This window comes from Nocardia sp. NPDC055050 (assembly GCF_053608345.1).
Genome location: NZ_JBSGVG010000044.1, coordinates 37,166 through 53,693 on the forward strand (window position 1 = coordinate 37,166; position 16,528 = coordinate 53,693).

The following is a 16,528-nucleotide window of genomic DNA, read 5'->3' on the forward strand; positions in this document are numbered from 1 at the left end:
CGGACAGCCTCAGTCGAGCAGCTTCTTCTGCACCTTGCCCATCGCGTTGCGCGGGAGCGCGTCGACGAAGCGAACCTCCCGTGGCCGCTTGTGGGCCGAAAGCTGTTCGCCCACATAGGCGGTGAGCTCGACGCCGAGCGCGTCGGAACTCCCGTCGCGCGCGACGACGAAGGCCACGATCCGCTGCCCGAGGTCGTCGTCGGGCAGCCCGACCACGGCAACCTCGACGACCGCCGGATGCCCGAGCAGCGCGGTCTCGATCTCCCCCGCGCCGATGCGGTAACCACCGGATTTGATGAGGTCGATCGACTCGCGCCCGACGATGCGATGGAACCCGTCGCCATCGATGACGGCCACATCGCCGGTGCGGAACCACCCGTCCTCGGTCCAGTCCCGCGCGGTGGCCTCCGGCCGGTTCAGATACCCGCCGAACAGCATCGGTCCGCGCACCTGCAGGCCGCCGATGCTCGCGCCGTCGTGCGGAACGGGCTCGCCCGCTTCGTCGCGCAGCCTGGTCTGCACCCCGCGCACCGGCGTGCCGACCCAGCCGGGCCTGCGCTCGCCGTCGGCCCGGGTGGACAGCGTGATCATGGTTTCGCTCATTCCGTACCGCTCCACCGGCGCCTGCCCGGTGAGCTCGGCCAGCTTCTCGAACACCGGCACCGGCAGCGGCGCGCTGCCCGAGACGAGCAGCCGCGCCCCACTCAGCTCCTTGGCCAGTTCGGGCCGCTCGACCACGCGTGACCACACCGTCGGCACCCCGAAGTACAGACTGCCGCCCGCGGCCGCGTAGGCCTCCGGCGTCGGCTTGCCGGTGTGGATCACCGGACTGCCGACCCGCAGCGGCCCGAGCAGCCCGAGGATCAGCCCGTGCACGTGGAACAGCGGAAGCCCGTGCACCAGTGTGTCTTTCCACGTCCACGCCCACGCCTCGGCCAGCGCGTCGAGCCCGGCTGCGATCGCGCCGCGGCTGAGCATCACGCCCTTGGGCGCCCCGGTGGTTCCCGAGGTGTAGAGGATGAAGGCGATCGCGGCCGGATCCGGTTCGGGATAGGTGTGCCAGGACCGTGCGTGCAGCCGCACCGGTACCACCGGCAGGTCCGTACCCTCCGGCGCCGGGCCGAGCCAGGCCTGCGCGCCCGAATCGCGCAGGATGTGCTCGCGTTCGGCGGCGCCCGAGTCCGGCGGCACCGGAACCACGGTCACCCCCGCGATCAGGCAGCCGACCACGGCGATCACGGTTCGCAGAGTGGGTTCGGCCAGCACCGCGACCCGGTCGGCGCGAGCGATGCGTTCCGCCACCGATGTTGCCGAACCCAGCAGATCGCTGCGCGAGACGGTGGCATCATCGATGGTGACGGCGTCGGGAATGTCATCCCCGGCGGCGACGGCGGCCGGATTCAGCGAGGCGAGCAGCAGCGGCGGACCATAGGGCATCCGTCAACGCTAACGTGACGCGATTCGGTGGGTGCCGCCGCCGTCGTTGACACTCCGACACCGTGGTGAGACATTAAATGTATAAGTCTCTCACGCTCTCTTCGACGAAAACGGGGTCAACGATGACCATCCTGTCGCGCTCGCGTTCGCAGCGGTCCGAACCGGCGCCCTTCGACATCCGCGACTACGTCAACGGTTCCGCGGCCTTCTACGGCGCGACCGCCAATGTGATCATGCAGCTCAGCCTGGCCCCCGTCGGCTACGGCGTCGCCGAATCGACGGTGCACAGCGGCAGCATCATGAAGCACCCGGTGAAGCGCACCCGAACCACCTACCTGTCGGTGGCGCTGATGGGCACCGACGCGGACCGCGAGGCCTTCCGCACCGCCATCAACGGCGCGCACCGCCACGTCCACTCCACCGCCGACAGCCCCGTGAAGTACAACGCCTTCGACAAGAACTTGCAGCTGTGGGTGGCCGCGTGCCTGTACTGGGGCTCGGTCGACGTGATGCGTCGCCTCTACGGCCCCGTCGACGACGCCGTCGCCGACACCTTCTACGACTACGCCCACTACCTCGGCACCACCCTCCAGGTGCCCCGCGAGATGTGGCCCGCCGATCGCGCCGCGTTCGATGCCTACTGGTCCGAGCATCTGAAGCTCACCAGCATCGACACCACGATCAAGGCCTACTTCGACGACCTGCTCGACCTGAAGATGGTGAGCCCGCCCCTGCGCCTGCCCTTCGCCCGCTTCCACCGCTGGTTCACCACCGGCCTACTCCCCCAACACCTCCGAGACGAACTCGGCCTGTCGTGGAGCCCCGCCGACGAGCGCAAACTCAACCGCCTGATGCGCACCACCGGCACGGTGACGGGCCGCCTGCCACGTCCCCTGCGCAACTTCCCCTTCAACGTCGCCCTCGTCGACATGCGCCGCCGCAACCGGCGCGGCAAGCCGCTGATCTGATCGGCATTGCCGCGCGCCTCCCACGCCGACCTGCGGCGTTCGGGTTTCATTCCCCACGATCGCAACGCGTCGCGCGGAATCGGAGGACGTTCGTGAGCATTCGGACAGTGACATGGTGTGCGGCGGCGGTCGCCGTCGGCCTCATGGCGGCCGCGCCCGCCGCCCACGCCGACGAGGACCCGGCGACGGTGCCGCCGCGAACCGCCATGTCGCTGCGGATGCCGGGCGGATTCGCCTGGGGCACCGCCAACGAGCACGAATCGCGGGCGGCGCTGTCGATGTCGAAGCTCTACATCGCCGATTACGCGCTGCGCCACGGCGACGGTTCGCCGCAGGACCGCGCGCTGTCGGAACGGATGATCCGTGACTCCGACGACGGCGCCGCCACCCAACTCGCCGGCAAATATCCGCAAGCGATCGAAGCGACCGCGGGCGAATACGGATTGCGCGGGACGCACGGCACCGCCGACTGGGGGCGGTCGAGCACCAGCACCGCCGACATCACCGACTTCCTGGCCGCCAAGCAGCGCACCGACCCGGGTTCGCCGATCTTCGAGTGGATGGCGGGCGCGAGCAACACCGCCGCCGACGGCACTCCCCAGAACTGGGGCACCGCCCAGCTGCCCGGGGTACACGGCAGCAAGTGGGGATGGTCGGATGTGGGTGCCCCCGAGGTGGCTTCCGCATCCTTCGGGCCCAGCTTCTCGGTCGCCGCGCACACCTACGGCACCCCGGCCGACCAGTCCGCCGATGTGCTCGACGCCCTGCCCGCGCTGATCCTTCGGCTGGCCGGGGCGTACTGACAGCAGTTCATGGTGCGACAGCACCGCCCGCATCAGAACGGGGCTTGCTGCCACCAGTCGTCGCGGGTCTCCTCGAAGGTGTGGCCCGGCCACGACACCTCCACCACCGAGTTCGCGCTGAAGACGTTGCCGCGCTCCCTCGCCGCGAGAGTGAACGGTGCGGCGGGGTCGCGTGGCCGGTAGGCGGCGAGGCTGGTGTGGTGCAGTTCGCGCGTGAGGTCCTCGGTGGTGTGCCGCAGCAGGTAGACATCGGCGTCGGCGGCGGAGGGGTACTCGGTGTACCACGCGATGAGACCGTCGGCGTCCGTGCAGGTGATCTGCTGGAGCGGCGCCGGGTCGCCCGGCAGCACGACCAGCGACGGAGTCGCCGAACAGTTCGCCTCCCGCCAGCCGCGCCCGGCGGGTCCCGACGGGATCAAGTCGGTGAATCCCGAGGCCACCGACGCGTGCGCACCCCAGGTGGGCGGCGGCGGAACTCGATTCGGGCGCACGAACTTCCAATAGATCGCACCGACGCCGATCACCCCGACCCCGGCGACCACCGCCAGCACGAGCAGACTCACCGCGAGTACCCGCCACCGCGAGGAAACCGCCCGCTGTGGCCGCGCACGGTCGACCTGCGCCCCGCCGCGATCTACGGCCTGCCGCGGCACGGAGGCAGACGGTGAACTCACCAGAGTCGGGTTCAGCGAATTCGCCGCAGGATCCGCAGACCACACTTCCCGATCGGAAGGGCGAGGCGCTTGCGACCCAGAAGCGGAACCGCTTGCCGCGCTGCCGACTTCCCGAACACGCGGTGGCCCGAAACTGCCGACACCCGGCGACACGAGATCGGTGCGGAGCAGCGCCGCCGTCGCCGCCTGCGCGAATTCCACACAGCTGTCGAATCTTTCGGCAGGTTCCTTCGCCATGACCCGCGCGATGACCGCGTCGATTCCGGGTGGCAGGTCGTCGATCATCGCGGACGCGCGCGGCACCGGCTTGGTGAGGTGGGCGGCGACCACCGCCCCGGGATTGTCCGCGGGAAAGGGGCTTTGGCCGGTGAGCAGCGTGAACAGAGTGCAGCCGAGCGAGTACTGGTCGCAGCGGTGGTCGACCGGGGCGCCCGAGAGTTGTTCGGGCGACGCGTAGGCGAGGGTGGCGAGAAAGGCTCCGGTGCGGGTGAGCTGGCGGGCGTCGCCGCGCAGCCGCGCGATACCGAAATCGGTGAGCAGGACACGGTCGCCGGAGCGGCTGGGGGCCAGCAAGATGTTGGCGGGCTTCACATCTCGGTGCAGCACACCGCGATCATGGGCGTAGTCCAGTGCCTCGGCGGTCTGCGCGATGATCCCGATCGCCCGCGCCGGATCAAGCGGCTCGCCACGGAACACCGAGGCGTCGCGGCCGTCGACGTACTGCATGGAGATCCACATCAGGCCGTCTTCGACGCCACGGTCGAGCACCGAGACGATGCCGGGATGATCGAGATGGGCGGACACGTCCGCCTCCCGCTCGAACCGCCCACGGACCTCGTCGTCGGAATACAGTTCGCGATCGAGCAGTTTCAGTGCCACCTGCCGAGGCAGGCGCGGATGCGCCGCGAGGTACACGGTGCCCATTCCGCCCCGGCCCAGCAGCCGGTCGATCCGGTACCCCGCAAAGACCGTGCCCGCACTGAACTCCACCCCGCGCATTCCGCTGTGCCTCTCGATCTTGTGCAGGACAGCTACCGCCCCTGTGCTCCACACGATATCGGCCGCCGGGGACAGCGCGAACCGCTGGGCGCGATCTACCCAGCGGTTCGTGCGGAGACGGTGTTCAGGACAGGCGTGCGGCCGCTTCGGCGATGCGTTCGTCGGTGGCGGTGAGGGCGATACGCACGTGCTCGGGCGAACGGGGGCCGTAGAAATCGCCGGGAGCGGCGAGGATTCCGCGTTCGGCGAGCCAGTCCAGGGTGACGCGGCAGGGCTCGCCGCGGGTAACCCACAGGTACAGACCGGCTTCGGAGAAGTCGATGCGGAAACCCGCCTGCGTCAAAGCTTTTCGCAGGATCTCGCGACGGGCGCGGTAACGCTCACGCTGCTCGGCCTCGTGCACGTCGTCGCTGAGCGCGGCGGTCATCGCGGCCTGGATCGGGAACGGCATGATCATGCCGGAGTGCTTGCGCACCTCGAGCAGTTCGGCCACCAGTTCCGGGTCGCCGGCGAGGAAACCGGCACGGTAGCTGGCCAGATTCGAGGTCTTCGACAGGGAATGGATGGCCAGCAGACCGGTGTGGTCACCATCGCAGACGCGCGGGTCGAGGATCGAGACGGCCTCGCCCTCCCAGGTCAGGCCCAGGTAGCACTCGTCGGACGCGACGATCGCGCCGCGCTCGCGCGCGAACGCCACCACCTTGCGCAGGTGCTCGACGGGCAGCACCTTGCCGGTGGGGTTCGAGGGCGAGTTCACGAAGATCAGCGCCGGATTCTGCGGGCCGACCTGAGTGAGACCGTCTGCGCGCCAAGGCTTCGCGCCCGCCAGCAGCGCGCCGACCTCATAGGTCGGATAGGCGATCTCGGGGATCACCACCAGATCGTCGGCGCCGATACCGAGCAGTCGCGGCAGCCCGGCGATGAGCTCTTTCGTGCCGAGCACCGGCAGCACCGCCGCCGGGTCGACGCCGGTGACACCGAACCGGCGCGCCAACGCGGCGACAGCGGCGGAGCGCAGCTCAGGGGTGCCGTGCGTGGTCGGATAGCCGGGAACGGCCGCCACCGAGCCCAGGGCCGCGCGGATCAGCGGATCGACCGGGTCCACCGGTGTACCCACGGACAGATCGACGAGGCCACCGGGGTGGGTGGCCGCCTTCTGTTTGACCGCCGCGATGGTGTCCCAGGGAAAATCGGGCAGCAGGCCGCTCACCCGGCCCTTCCGGCTCTGGGTGGGCACCCCTGCGCTCACTCTTCGGCCATCGGGGGCAGCGCCTTGATGAAGGCGGGGTCGAAATCGACCACACCGACCTTGGTCGCGCCACCGGGGGATCCCAGCTCGTTGAAGAAGTCGACGTTGGCGTTGATGTAACCGCTCCACTGATCCGGAGTGTCGTCCTCGTAGAAGATCGCCTCCACGGGGCAGACCGGCTCACACGCACCACAGTCCACGCACTCGTCGGGTTGGATGTAGAGCATGCGACCACCCTCGTAGATGCAATCCACGGGGCATTCCTCGATGCACGCCTTGTCCTTCACGTCAACGCACGGTTCAGCGATGATGTACGGCACTGCCGTTCTCCTAGTCTGTCCTCACCTGCGGGGTTACTCCGCCCACGAAACACTATCCCGACCGCCCACATTACTCCCAGGTCAGCCTGCCCTAACTCACACTGACAATCATCCGATAGCCAATGGCAACGGTGCCGGTTTGGCCTCGACCACTCCGTAGGTGGTGGTGCGTTCGCGGACCGGACGGTCGATGCCCGCCGCGATCTCGGTGAGCTCGGCGACGGTTTTCGCCGAACCGTGCTGGGAACCGGCCATCCGGGAGATGGTCTCCTCCATCAGCGTGCCACCCAGATCGTTGGCGCCACCGGTGAGCATGGCCTGGGTACCGAGGGTACCCAGTTTCACCCAGCTGGTCTGGATGTTGTGGATGCGGCCGTGCAGCATGATCCGGGCCAGCGCGTGGACCGCGCGGTTGTCGCGGTTGGTGGGGCCGGGCCGGGCCGCGCCTGCGAGGTAGAGCGGTGCGCTCTGGTGGACGAACGGGAGGGGGACGAACTCGGTGAAGCCGCCCGTCTCGTCCTGGATGCCGCGCAGCACCCGCAGGTGGCCCACCCAGTGCTTCGGGTTGTCCACATGTCCGTACATCATCGTCGAACTCGACGGGATGCCCAGCTTGTGCGCGGTGGTGATGACCTCGATCCAGGCCGAGGTGGGGAGTTTGCCCTTGGTGAGCACCCAGCGGACCTCGTCGTCGAGGATTTCGGCGGCCGTTCCGGGGATCGAGCCCAATCCGGCTTCCTTCAGCGCCGACAGCCAGTCGTGGATGCTCTGGCCCCCGCGCGAGGCGCCGTTGACGATCTCCATCGGGCTGAACGCGTGGACGTGCATCGACGGCACCCGCGCCTTGATGGCGCGGACCAGGTCGGCGTAGCCGGTGACGGGGAGTTCGGGGTCGATACCGCCCTGCATGCAGATCTCGGTGGCGCCGTCGACATGGGCTTCCCACGCGCGGTCGGCGACCTCGTCGGTGCTGAGGGTGAAGGCGTCCGCGTCGCCCTTGCGCTGGGCGAAGGCGCAGAAGCGGCAGCCGGTGTAGCAGATATTGGTGAAGTTGATATTGCGGTTCACCACGTAGGTGACCTCGTTGCCGGAGACCTCGCGTCGCAACGAGTCGGCCAGTGCGGCAACAGCTTCCATGTTCGCGCCGTCGGCGGTGGCCAGGGCCAGGTACTGATCGTCGGTGAGACCCGCCGGGTCCTTCTCGGCGGCGCGCAGGGCGTCGAGCACCTCGGAATCGAGCCGCTCCGGCGCGACGACGGCCAGGTCGCGGGCGTGTTCGCGAATCGTCTCCCAGTCGCCGAACGCGCCGACGACTTCCTGACCGAGCCCGGAATCGCTGCGGCTGTCGGTATTTCGTCCCTCGGTGTCGATGGCGGTGTTCAGGTCGACGCGGCCGACCGAATCCCATGACTCGTCGGGTTCCTGCCACGGCAGGCCGACCGGCACGGCCTCGGGCCTGGCCAGGCCCGTCGCGGGGTCGGTGAGCGCGTCGACGTGCGCGCCGATCCGGGGATCGATCCACGGATGGCCCGCGCGAACGTATTTCGGGTGCGCGGAGGTGCGCTCGACGAGGGTGAACCCGGCCGCCTCGGTGATCTCGCGCAGGGTGTCCAGATTCGGCCACGGGCGTTCGGGGTTGACGTGGTCGACCGTCACCGGCGACACCCCACCCCAATCGTCGATGCCGGCGTCGATCAGCGCCCGGCAATCACTGTGCGACACCAGATTCGGCGGGGCTTGCACCGGGACATCGGGGCCCAGCAGCAATCTCGTCACCGCGACGGTCGCCAGGAACTCCGCCACGCCCGCATCGGGAACATCGCGCATGGCGGTGTCGTCCTTGGCGCGGAAGTTCTGCACGATCACTTCCTGGATGTGCCCGAACTCCCGGTGCTGCTTGCGAATCGCCATGATCGACTCGGCGCGCTCGGTGAGATTCTCGCCGATGCCCACCAGGATGCCGGTGGTGTAGGGCACCGAGAGCCTGCCCGCGTCGGTGATCGAGCGCAGCCGGACCGCCGGATCCTTGTCGGGGCTGCCGTAGTGGCATTCGCCCTTGTCGGTGAACAGCCTGGTGGCGGTGGTTTCGAGCATCATGCCCATCGACTGGGCGACAGGCTTGAGGCGGGAGATCTCGTTCCAGCTCATCACGCCGGGGTTCAGGTGCGGCAGCAGGCCGGTCTCCTCCAGCACGAGGATGGAGACGGCGCGCAGATAGTCGAGGGTGGAGTCGTAGCCGCGCTCGTCGAGCCACTGCGCGGCCTCCGGCCAGCGGTCCTCCGGCCGGTCGCCCAGGGTGAACAGCGCTTCCTTGCACCCCAGGGCAGCACCCTGACGGGCGATCTCGAGCACCTCGTCGGGTTCGAGGAACATGCCCTTGCCCTCGGCGCGCAGCTTGCCGGGCACGGTGACGAACGTGCAGTAATGGCACTTGTCCCGGCACAGCTTGGTGAGCGGGATGAACACATTGCGCGAATAGCTGATCGTGCGTGGGCGGCCCGCCGATTCCAGGCCCGCGTCGCGGACTCTGGCGGCGCTGGCGCACAGGTCGGCGAGGTCGTCGCCGGTGGCATGCAGCAGGACGGTGGCCTCGTCGACGTTCAACGTGACGCCGTCGCGGGCTCGGCGCAGGGCCCGTCGCATCGCGGCGGGACTCGGCGGCGACATCGGAACGCTCGGCTTCGGAAGATCGGTCACCCCGTCGATCATGCGCTACTTCTTCCCCGGACGTGTGGTCGGTGAGGTCACGGGCCCACGGCGGGCGCGGCGTGGTCGTCCTTGTCCGACGACAACCTCCACCGTGACCACGCGTATTCCCGACGGGGTGAAACCGTCGCACGCGCATGGAACCATGGGCAGCATGTCACTGCCGCGTTCCACCATCCTGGCCGAACCGGCCTGGCGTCCGAGTGCCAAGGCCAAGCTGCTGTGGGCATTGGAGAACACGATCGGCGTGGTGGTGTTGTTCATCGCGCTCGGGGTGTGGGCGGTGCTCGACGGGGACCGTCGCGGCTGGCAGGTGCTCGCCGGGCTGATGCTCGTGGTGCTCGCGGTGCTCGCCGTCGTGGTGATCCCGGTGTGGCGCTACGCGGTGCATCGATGGGAGGTGACCGATGAGGCCGTGTACACGCGGGTGGGGTGGCTGGATCAGGAGTCACGGGTCGCGCCGATCTCGCGGGTACAGACCGTGGACACCGAGCGTGGGCCGCTGGAACGGATCCTGGGGCTGGCGACGGTCACCGTGACCACCGCGTCGTCGGCCGGAGCGGTGAAGATCAGTGCGCTCGACCTGCCGGTGGCCGAGGAGACGGTGCTGCGGCTGACCGCGATCGCCGCGCAGCACCGCGGGGACGCGACGTGATCCAGCCCGTCGAATGGCAGCGCCTCGACCCGCGCATGCTGCTGGTGTATCCGGTCAACGAGATCATGAAATACATTCCGGTGCTGCTCGGTTCGATCATCGTCGGCACGACCAGCGGCAATCCGCTGTGGAGTCTCATCCCGGTGGTGCTGGTCGCGACGTTCGGCATCGCGCGCTGGTTCACCACGTCGTATCGGATCGACGCCGATCACGTGCAGCTGCGCAGTGGAATCGTGGCGCGCCGGACCTTGTCGGTGCCGAGGCCGCGCATCCGGTCGGTGGATGTGGAAGCCGATCTGCTGCACCGGGTGCTGGGGCTGGCGGTGCTGGCGATCGGCACCGGGAAGCAGACCGACAAGGGTGAGGAGTTCAAGCTCGACGCGCTCGATACGAGTCAGATCCCGGCGCTGCGGGCCGAATTGCTCTCGCACACCGGGCAACACGCGCCCGCCCACGTGGATGTGGCCGGGGCGCCGCATGTTTCGCGCCCTGACGCGCTCGCCGAGTCGGGGGTGGAGATCGGGCACTGGCGGGCGGCGTGGGTGCGCTACGCGCCGCTGTCGCTGACCGGACTGGCTGTCGTCGCGCCGATCGCGGGGCTCGGCGCGCAGTACGGGGTGATCGACGTGCTGTCGGAAAGCGCTGTCGTGCAGCACCTCGACGACGACACCGCGGCGATTGTCACGATCACCATCGCGGGGTTGACCGTGCTGACGTTGGCGCTGGTGAGCCTCGCCGCGTGCGGCCAGTACCTCGCCACCTGGTTCGGCCTGCGCGTGCTCGACAACGGCACCACCCTGCACCTGCGCCACGGACTGTTCACCACCCGCCAGATCACCCTCGACCTCGCCCGCTTCCGTGGCGCCACCCTCAACGAACCGCTCCTGCTGCGCGCCGCCCGCGCCGCCCAGCTGGAAATGATCATGACCGGCGAGAACCCTCGCCAGAAGATCCTTCCCCAGGCGCCCCGCGTCGCCGTCGAACGCACCCTCGACGAACTACTCCGCAGCCGTCGCGGCCCGCAGGCGAAAGTATCGGCCGATTCGGCCGCGCCACAACCGATCACCGGTTCCGCCCTGGGCACCGTCGACCTGCGCAGACACGGACCCGCCGCCCGACGTCGCCGCTACACCCGCGCCGCGTGGCCCGTCGGGATCGTTGTCGTCGCCATGCTCGCCGTCGTGCTCACGGGTGGCCATCTGGCACCGTGGGCCTGGACCTTCCCGGTGGTCTTCGCCGTCGTCATGGCCCTGCTCGCCGAGGACCGCTATCGCGGCCTCGGCCACCGCGTGCTCCCCGGCACCACCGGCCCGACCTGGCTGATCACCCGCCGCGGCAGCCTCGATCGCAATCGGGACTGCCTCGAAGCTCCCGGCATCATCGGGTGGACTGTGCGGCAGACCTTCTGGCAGCGCCGCGCCGGACTCGCCACCGTCGTCGCGGCCACCGCCGCGGGCAAGAAGGCCTATCTGGTGGTCGACATCCCGATCGCTGCGGCCGCGGCGCTGATCGAAGAAGTGACCCCGGGCGGACTCGGCACACGCTGAAAGGTCCGGCAAGACCCGCCGAGCCCGATAGCGACGCGGGCGACAGCGACGCGGCGTAGCGTTCGATTCGATCGCCGTGCCGCTGACGCTAGGGGTGATTCGTGCATTTCACCGAGGTTATCGAGAACGCGGGCAAAGTGCTGGACGCCGCGGGCGTCGCGGCTATCGTCATCGGCGCGCTCGTCGGCACGGTCCGCTTCCTGCGACAGCTGGCCGGGCACGAGGAGTTCGAGCTCGCCTACGGCACCTATCGGCGCGGGCTGGGCCGGGCGATCCTGCTCGGCCTGGAATTCCTGGTGGCGGCCGACATCATCCGCACGGTGGCCATCGCGCCGACGTTCACCAGTGTGGGCGTGCTGGCCTTGATCGTGCTGGTGCGGACGTTCCTGAGCTACTCGCTCGAACTCGAGCTGACCGGCCGGTGGCCGTGGCAGAAGACGAAAGCTACCGGCTGACGTTCGACCGGTAGTACAGGTACCCCGCGGGCGCGAGCACACCGCAGGCGAACAGCAACAGGGTGCGGCCGTCGCTGCCGAGCATGATGTCACCGCCGGGGCCACGCGAGGCGCAGACCAGGAACCCGAACACCCACACCACGATCGGGGCGAAGGTGAAGCCGATTCGGTCGGTCACCGATTCCATGCCGTAGACCAGCGCGATGTTGATGGGTGCGGCGAACAGCGCCACCACCGGAAACGCCAGCGAGCCGATGTACAGCGGCAGGAACAGCACTTCGACGGCCAGGGTGATCAGCGCGTCGACCAGCAGCAGCACGACGATGAGCCCCGAGATCAGCGGATCCGCCACGCTGGAGATGCGTGCGGACCGCAGCACGGCGGTGGGCTGATCGCGATCGGTCACCATGCGCGTGAGTCTATTCGGCCGAAGCGGTCTGCTGTGCCGCCCGCGCCCGGGAGAACCGCCAGCCGATCAGCAGCGCGGGCCCGATCACCAGCAGGCTCGCCACCGTCCAGGTCCCGACCGGGCGGTCGATCGCCATCAGGACCAGCACCGTGCACAGGAAGGCCAGCGTGGCCCAGCCGGTGTACGGCGCGCCCATCATCCGGAACGCGGGCCGCTCGAGCTGCCCCCGCTTCCACAGGTGCCACATCCGCAGCTGACAGAGCACGATGGTGGCCCACGACGCCAGGATGCCCAGCGAGGCCACATTCAAGACGATCTCGAAGGCCTGATCCGGGACGAACCCGTTGAGCACCACCCCGAGCAGCGCGATGCCGAAGGTGAGCAGGATCCCGCCGTAGGGCACACCGTGACTGCTCATCACCGAGGTGAACCGAGGGGCGCTACCGCGCATCGACATCGAACGCAGAATGCGCCCGGTCGAATACAGGCCGGCGTTGAGACTGGAGAACGCCGCGGTGAGCACGACGATATTCATCAGCGAGCCGATGCCGGGCACGCCGAGCGCGGCGAAGAACGTGACGAACGGGCTCTCCCCCGCGTGATAGGACGTGTACGGCAGCAGGAGTCCGAGCAACAGCAGCGATCCGACGTAGAACACCGCGATCCGCAGGATCACCGAGTTGATCGCCCGCGGCATCAGCTTCTCGGGATCCTTGGTCTCCCCCGCCGCCGTACCGACCAATTCGACGGCGGCATAGGCGAAGATCACGCCCGAGGTGACCAGCACCAGCGGCAGGATGCCGGTCGGGAACATGCCACCGTGCTCGGAGATCATCGACGGGCCGGTCTGTTCGCCACGAATGGTTAAGCGCCCCAGCAGGAACACCGTGCCGATCACCAGGAAGGCACACAGCGCGGTCACCTTCACCAGCGCGGCCCAGAACTCCAGCTCACCGAATGCCTTGACGCTCACCAGGTTCACGATCAGCACGATCACCAAGGCGATCAGCGCCAGCACCCACTGCGGTACCGAGGTCATCGGCTGCCAGTAGTGGAAGTACAGCGCGATGGCCGTGGAGTCGGCGATGCCGGTCATCGACCAGTTCAGGAAGTACATCCAGCCCGCGACGAAAGCGGCTTTCTCCCCGAGGAATTCGCGTGCGTAGGAGACGAACGAACCGGAGGTGGGGCGGTGCAGCACCAGCTCGCCCAGCGCGCGCAGGATGAAGAACACGAACACGCCGCAGACCGCGTAGACGACCCACAGCATGGGCCCCGCACTGGCCAGCCTGCCACCGGAACTCAGGAACAGGCCGGTGCCGATCGCGCCACCGATCGCGATCATCATCAGCTGACGTCTGCCGAGGGACTTGTGATACCCGGCGTCCTCGGCGTCGAGATCCGGTCGATCACCCACAGCGGTCATGACACCCCACCCATCGTGTGAGAACACCCGAGAACGCGGACACCGGAACGCTACCGGCCCGCGCGCCGAGGCACGATGGCAACCCTGTGGCTAGCTACTCAATCGAGACCGGCGAACAGGTCGTGCTCGAACCCATCGGCGCTGAGCTGGCCGCGAGTACCGCGCACCAGCCTGAAATGTTCCTCCGGCAGCACCGGCAGCGCGATGTTGTTCGACAGAGCGAATTCCCGGCCACTCGGCGCGACGGTGACCTGGGTGGCGTGCGCGCGCATGGCGGCACGCTTGGCCGAGACCGAGTCGGAGACGTCGACCACGGTGGTCACCCCGCTCGTCGACATGGCGGCCAGTTCCGCCTCGACCGGCAGACGCCAGCCCGGGGGCAGTGCGCCGGGCAGTTCGTCGACGGTGCGGCGAGCCAGCGCGGCGGTGTGCTGGCGCAGCAGGTCGCCGTCGGTGACGGTCCAGTAGAACTTCGGGACGTCCCAGCCCTGTTCGGCAGCGGCCACGACCGCCGCGGTGGTGATCTCGTGCGCGCGAATGTGGTCGGGATGGCCGTAGCCGCCGCGCGGGTCGTAGGTGACGACGACCCGGGGTCGCAGTTCGAGAATCACCGCGACGAGCGCGTCGACGGCGGCGTCACCGGAATTCACGAAGGCCCGCGGGTTCGCCGCCGACGGCGTGCCCGCCATGCCGGAATCGCGCCACCGGCCGGGGCCGCCGAGGAACCACGGCTCGCCCGCGTCGAGGGCCGACAGCGCGGCGGTGAGTTCGCCGATGCGGTAGCCGCCGAGCTGGTCGGCTTCGGCGGCGATCAGGCGCGACCACCGTTCGCCGATGACCTCACCCTCCTCGCCGAGCGTGCAGGTGACCACCGTCACCGGGACACCACGGCGGCGGTAGTGCGCGATAGTGCCGCCCGTGGTGAGGGTTTCGTCATCGGGGTGGGCGTGGACCAGGAGCAGGCCGCCGGTCTCGGTCATGGGATCCTCCGCCACTGTGCTGTATCACCGAAGATGCCGACCTGGATGGCGCCCGACAGCGACACACCGTCGACGCGCGGACCGGCCGCCGCGACGACGTTGTCCTGCACGATCGGCAACACGGTCGCCAGTTCCCACAATCGTGGCTCGGATTCGGCCAGGATCCGCGGCACCTCGAACCCCCGCAGCGCTTCGTCGATCGAGGGTTGCAGAGTCGGATCGCACACACCGCCGATATTGCTGGGCGCCTTGCGGTACGCCTCGGCCGCGGCCAAGGCGGGACCTTCGGCGCCGGCCGGTTCGACGGGCGGACAGCCGTAGCGGGAGGCGAGCGCGGTGGCGGGGTCGCCGCCCGCGAGCTCCCAGCCGACGATGGCGTCGATCGAGGATTCGGTGAGGTCCTTGCCGTACAGCTCATCGGCGGCCAGGCCGCGAACGGTGGCATCGATACCGGCACTGCGCAATTGGTCGGCGGCGGTATTGGCGACGGCCAGCGCCGACGCGTCCTCGGTGACGGCGCCGATCCGCACCGACAGCCCCTTACCGTTGCGCGCCACCGAGCGCGGGCGCGGCGCGGGCGAGGTGGGCGAACCGGTCTGCTGCGCCTCCGGTGCGCGACCGAAGCCCGCCTCGGCCAGCAGGGCGAACGCTTCATCGGCGGTCATCCGCGGCGGCGCGGTAGGCACATAGCCGGGACTCGACGGCGAAAGCACTTGTGCGCGTGCGGGTTCTACCCAACCACCGGTCTGCGCACCGACGGTCGCCAGCAGGGCGGGGTCGAGCAGCGCGAGCACGGCCTTGCGGACCCGGACATCGGCGAGATCGCCGGAACGGCCGTTGAGCGCGAGTTGCAGTTCGCGGGCCTGCGGCATGATCGTGGTCCGCACCGAGGGGATCGCGGCCAGTTGCGCCTGGGTCGCCACACCGCCGTGCACGAGCGCCATCTGCGCGTCGCCGGTGCGCAGCGATTCGGCCAGTTGCGAGGGTGTACCGCCGCGACGGAACTGGATCTGATCCGGGGAGGCCGGGGTGCCCCAGAAGCGGTCGTTGCGTTCGAGCAGGATCTCGTCGCGGCCGCGATCGACCGATTTGATGGTGAAATTGCCGCCAGAGACCGGGATCTTGTCGACCAGCCCGCTGGTGAACCCACCCGGCGAGTCCTTCACCAGGTGCGAGGGCAGCAGATTCGAGAACAGTTCACGCCAGGCCGGGTAGGGCTGGGTCATGGTGACCGTCACCGTCTTGCCGCCACCCGAGGACGCCACATCGGAGATGAGCCGGTAGCCGGCCGGGTCCACCACACCGGGCTGGCTGATCATCTGCTGCCAGAGGAACCGGAAGTCCTCGGCGGCGATCGGGGCGCCATCGGACCAATTGGCCTGATTACGCAGGGTGTAGGTGATGGTGAACGGCTCCTGGGCCGTCACATCGGCCGACACGATCAGCGAGGTATCGGGCACCCAGTCGACCAGACCGGGATGCACGGGACTCGGCGCGGCGCGGAACGGGCTGGGCAGCACCATCGAACTCACCGCGCTGGTCACCGGCGACTGATCCGAGCGCAGGTGCGGGTTGAACCCGATCCCGATGTCGTCGATCGCGACGACGACGGTGTTCTTGCCCGGCTTGGCCTGGGTGGTCTTGGGAGAGTCGGAGGACTCGATCGGCGGTGGCGGATTCGCCGTGCAACCGGCCACGACCGCCGTCGAGGCAATCATCGCCAGCACCATCGCGCGCCACCTTGCGCGCCGCCCCAGACTCACTCTGCGCACTCTACCCAACCCCGCTATCCACTGCCGGTCGCCCATTACAGGCCCACAAAACGGCGTGGGGCGGGGGGGGTGGGGGGTGCCCGGGCCCGCCCGGGGGAACCAGAGCGGACGAGTTGTCGGGGGGCGTG

At 68.9% G+C, this 16,528-nt stretch carries 14 protein-coding genes; 5 read left to right on the plus strand and 9 right to left on the minus strand.

Annotated elements, in window-relative coordinates:
• Window positions 1-9: 9 nt before the first annotated feature.
• Entirely contained in the window at window positions 10-1,437 is a 1,428-nt protein-coding gene (locus ACWGCN_RS30915; RefSeq protein ID WP_452459925.1) for an acyl-CoA synthetase, read from the minus strand.
• A gap of 122 nt (window positions 1,438-1,559) precedes the next feature.
• Between ACWGCN_RS30915 and ACWGCN_RS30920 the strand changes: the two genes are divergently transcribed.
• Together ACWGCN_RS30920 and ACWGCN_RS30925 are read left to right on the plus strand one after the other, a co-directional pair.
• Window positions 1,560-2,405, plus strand: coding sequence for an oxygenase MpaB family protein (locus ACWGCN_RS30920; protein ID WP_452459926.1), 846 nt, complete (start codon window positions 1,560-1,562; stop codon window positions 2,403-2,405).
• Between the two features lie 92 nt (window positions 2,406-2,497).
• Window positions 2,498-3,208 (plus strand): serine hydrolase, encoded by a 711-nt coding sequence (locus tag ACWGCN_RS30925; RefSeq protein ID WP_378993342.1) that lies wholly within the window; start codon window positions 2,498-2,500, stop codon window positions 3,206-3,208.
• A gap of 32 nt (window positions 3,209-3,240) precedes the next feature.
• Here ACWGCN_RS30925 and ACWGCN_RS30930 read toward each other — a convergent pair whose 3' ends face one another.
• The 4 genes from ACWGCN_RS30930 to ACWGCN_RS30945 form a co-directional block, all read right to left on the minus strand.
• Window positions 3,241-4,881 carry a serine/threonine-protein kinase gene (locus ACWGCN_RS30930; RefSeq protein WP_452459927.1) on the minus strand — a complete coding sequence of 547 codons (1,641 nt, stop codon included), beginning with the start codon at window positions 4,879-4,881 and terminating at the stop codon, window positions 3,241-3,243.
• Window positions 4,882-5,005: 124 nt separating this feature from the next.
• Window positions 5,006-6,091 (minus strand): succinyldiaminopimelate transaminase, encoded by a 1,086-nt coding sequence (gene dapC, locus ACWGCN_RS30935; protein WP_378993563.1) that lies wholly within the window; start codon window positions 6,089-6,091, stop codon window positions 5,006-5,008.
• Window positions 6,092-6,126: 35 nt separating this feature from the next.
• Complete coding sequence (fdxA, locus tag ACWGCN_RS30940) at window positions 6,127-6,450, minus strand: ferredoxin (RefSeq protein ID WP_056813450.1); 324 nt, start codon at window positions 6,448-6,450, stop codon at window positions 6,127-6,129.
• 108 nt (window positions 6,451-6,558) lie between these two features.
• On the minus strand, window positions 6,559-9,159 hold the full coding sequence (locus ACWGCN_RS30945) for a bifunctional FO biosynthesis protein CofGH (protein ID WP_378993339.1): 2,601 nt from the start codon (window positions 9,157-9,159) through the stop codon (window positions 6,559-6,561).
• A 151-nt stretch (window positions 9,160-9,310) separates the two neighbouring features.
• On the opposite strand from ACWGCN_RS30945, the gene ACWGCN_RS30950 reads away from it, so the two are divergent.
• From ACWGCN_RS30950 to ACWGCN_RS30960, 3 genes are all read left to right on the plus strand, one after another.
• Window positions 9,311-9,811 carry a PH domain-containing protein gene (locus ACWGCN_RS30950; protein WP_379314423.1) on the plus strand — a complete coding sequence of 167 codons (501 nt, stop codon included), beginning with the start codon at window positions 9,311-9,313 and terminating at the stop codon, window positions 9,809-9,811.
• A gap of 35 nt (window positions 9,812-9,846) precedes the next feature.
• Window positions 9,847-11,358, plus strand: coding sequence for a PH domain-containing protein (locus tag ACWGCN_RS30955; protein WP_452459931.1), 1,512 nt, complete (start codon window positions 9,847-9,849; stop codon window positions 11,356-11,358).
• Between the two features lie 101 nt (window positions 11,359-11,459).
• A complete protein-coding gene (locus ACWGCN_RS30960; protein ID WP_378993335.1) occupies window positions 11,460-11,813 on the plus strand; it encodes a DUF1622 domain-containing protein in 354 nt (117 codons plus the stop codon).
• On the opposite strand, the gene ACWGCN_RS30965 is transcribed toward ACWGCN_RS30960, so the two are convergent.
• The 4 genes from ACWGCN_RS30965 to ACWGCN_RS30980 form a co-directional block, all read right to left on the minus strand.
• On the minus strand, window positions 11,803-12,222 hold the full coding sequence (locus ACWGCN_RS30965) for a hypothetical protein (RefSeq protein WP_452459928.1): 420 nt from the start codon (window positions 12,220-12,222) through the stop codon (window positions 11,803-11,805). The genes ACWGCN_RS30960 and ACWGCN_RS30965 overlap by 11 nt on opposite strands.
• A 10-nt stretch (window positions 12,223-12,232) precedes the next feature.
• Complete coding sequence (locus ACWGCN_RS30970; protein ID WP_452459929.1) at window positions 12,233-13,648, minus strand: amino acid permease; 1,416 nt, start codon at window positions 13,646-13,648, stop codon at window positions 12,233-12,235.
• A gap of 98 nt (window positions 13,649-13,746) precedes the next feature.
• Complete coding sequence (gene mshB, locus ACWGCN_RS30975; RefSeq protein ID WP_452459930.1) at window positions 13,747-14,628, minus strand: N-acetyl-1-D-myo-inositol-2-amino-2-deoxy-alpha-D-glucopyranoside deacetylase; 882 nt, start codon at window positions 14,626-14,628, stop codon at window positions 13,747-13,749.
• The gene (locus ACWGCN_RS30980; RefSeq protein ID WP_378638427.1) at window positions 14,625-16,358 is read right to left on the minus strand and encodes an ABC transporter family substrate-binding protein; all 1,734 of its coding nucleotides are present in this window, start codon (window positions 16,356-16,358) and stop codon (window positions 14,625-14,627) included. Before ACWGCN_RS30980 ends, mshB begins: the two co-directional genes overlap by 4 nt.
• Window positions 16,359-16,528 lie beyond the last annotated feature (170 nt).

Bases quoted from the DNA above. Each gene is read 5' to 3' on its own strand.
- ACWGCN_RS30965 (WP_452459928.1), bottom strand. From the start codon at position 12,222: ATGGTGACCGATCGCGATCAGCCCACCGCCGTGCTGCGGTCCGCACGC.
- ACWGCN_RS30915 (WP_452459925.1), bottom strand. From the start codon at position 1,437: ATGCCCTATGGTCCGCCGCTGCTGCTCGCCTCGCTGAATCCGGCCGCC.
- ACWGCN_RS30945 (WP_378993339.1), bottom strand. From the start codon at position 9,159: ATGATCGACGGGGTGACCGATCTTCCGAAGCCGAGCGTTCCGATGTCG.
- ACWGCN_RS30950 (WP_379314423.1), top strand. From the start codon at position 9,311: ATGTCACTGCCGCGTTCCACCATCCTGGCCGAACCGGCCTGGCGTCCG.
- ACWGCN_RS30980 (WP_378638427.1), bottom strand. From the start codon at position 16,358: ATGGTGCTGGCGATGATTGCCTCGACGGCGGTCGTGGCCGGTTGCACG.
- ACWGCN_RS30970 (WP_452459929.1), bottom strand. From the start codon at position 13,648: ATGACCGCTGTGGGTGATCGACCGGATCTCGACGCCGAGGACGCCGGG.
- ACWGCN_RS30955 (WP_452459931.1), top strand. From the start codon at position 9,847: ATGCTGCTGGTGTATCCGGTCAACGAGATCATGAAATACATTCCGGTG.
- ACWGCN_RS30930 (WP_452459927.1), bottom strand. From the start codon at position 4,881: ATGCGCGGGGTGGAGTTCAGTGCGGGCACGGTCTTTGCGGGGTACCGG.
- ACWGCN_RS30920 (WP_452459926.1), top strand. From the start codon at position 1,560: ATGACCATCCTGTCGCGCTCGCGTTCGCAGCGGTCCGAACCGGCGCCC.
- mshB (WP_452459930.1), bottom strand. From the start codon at position 14,628: ATGACCGAGACCGGCGGCCTGCTCCTGGTCCACGCCCACCCCGATGAC.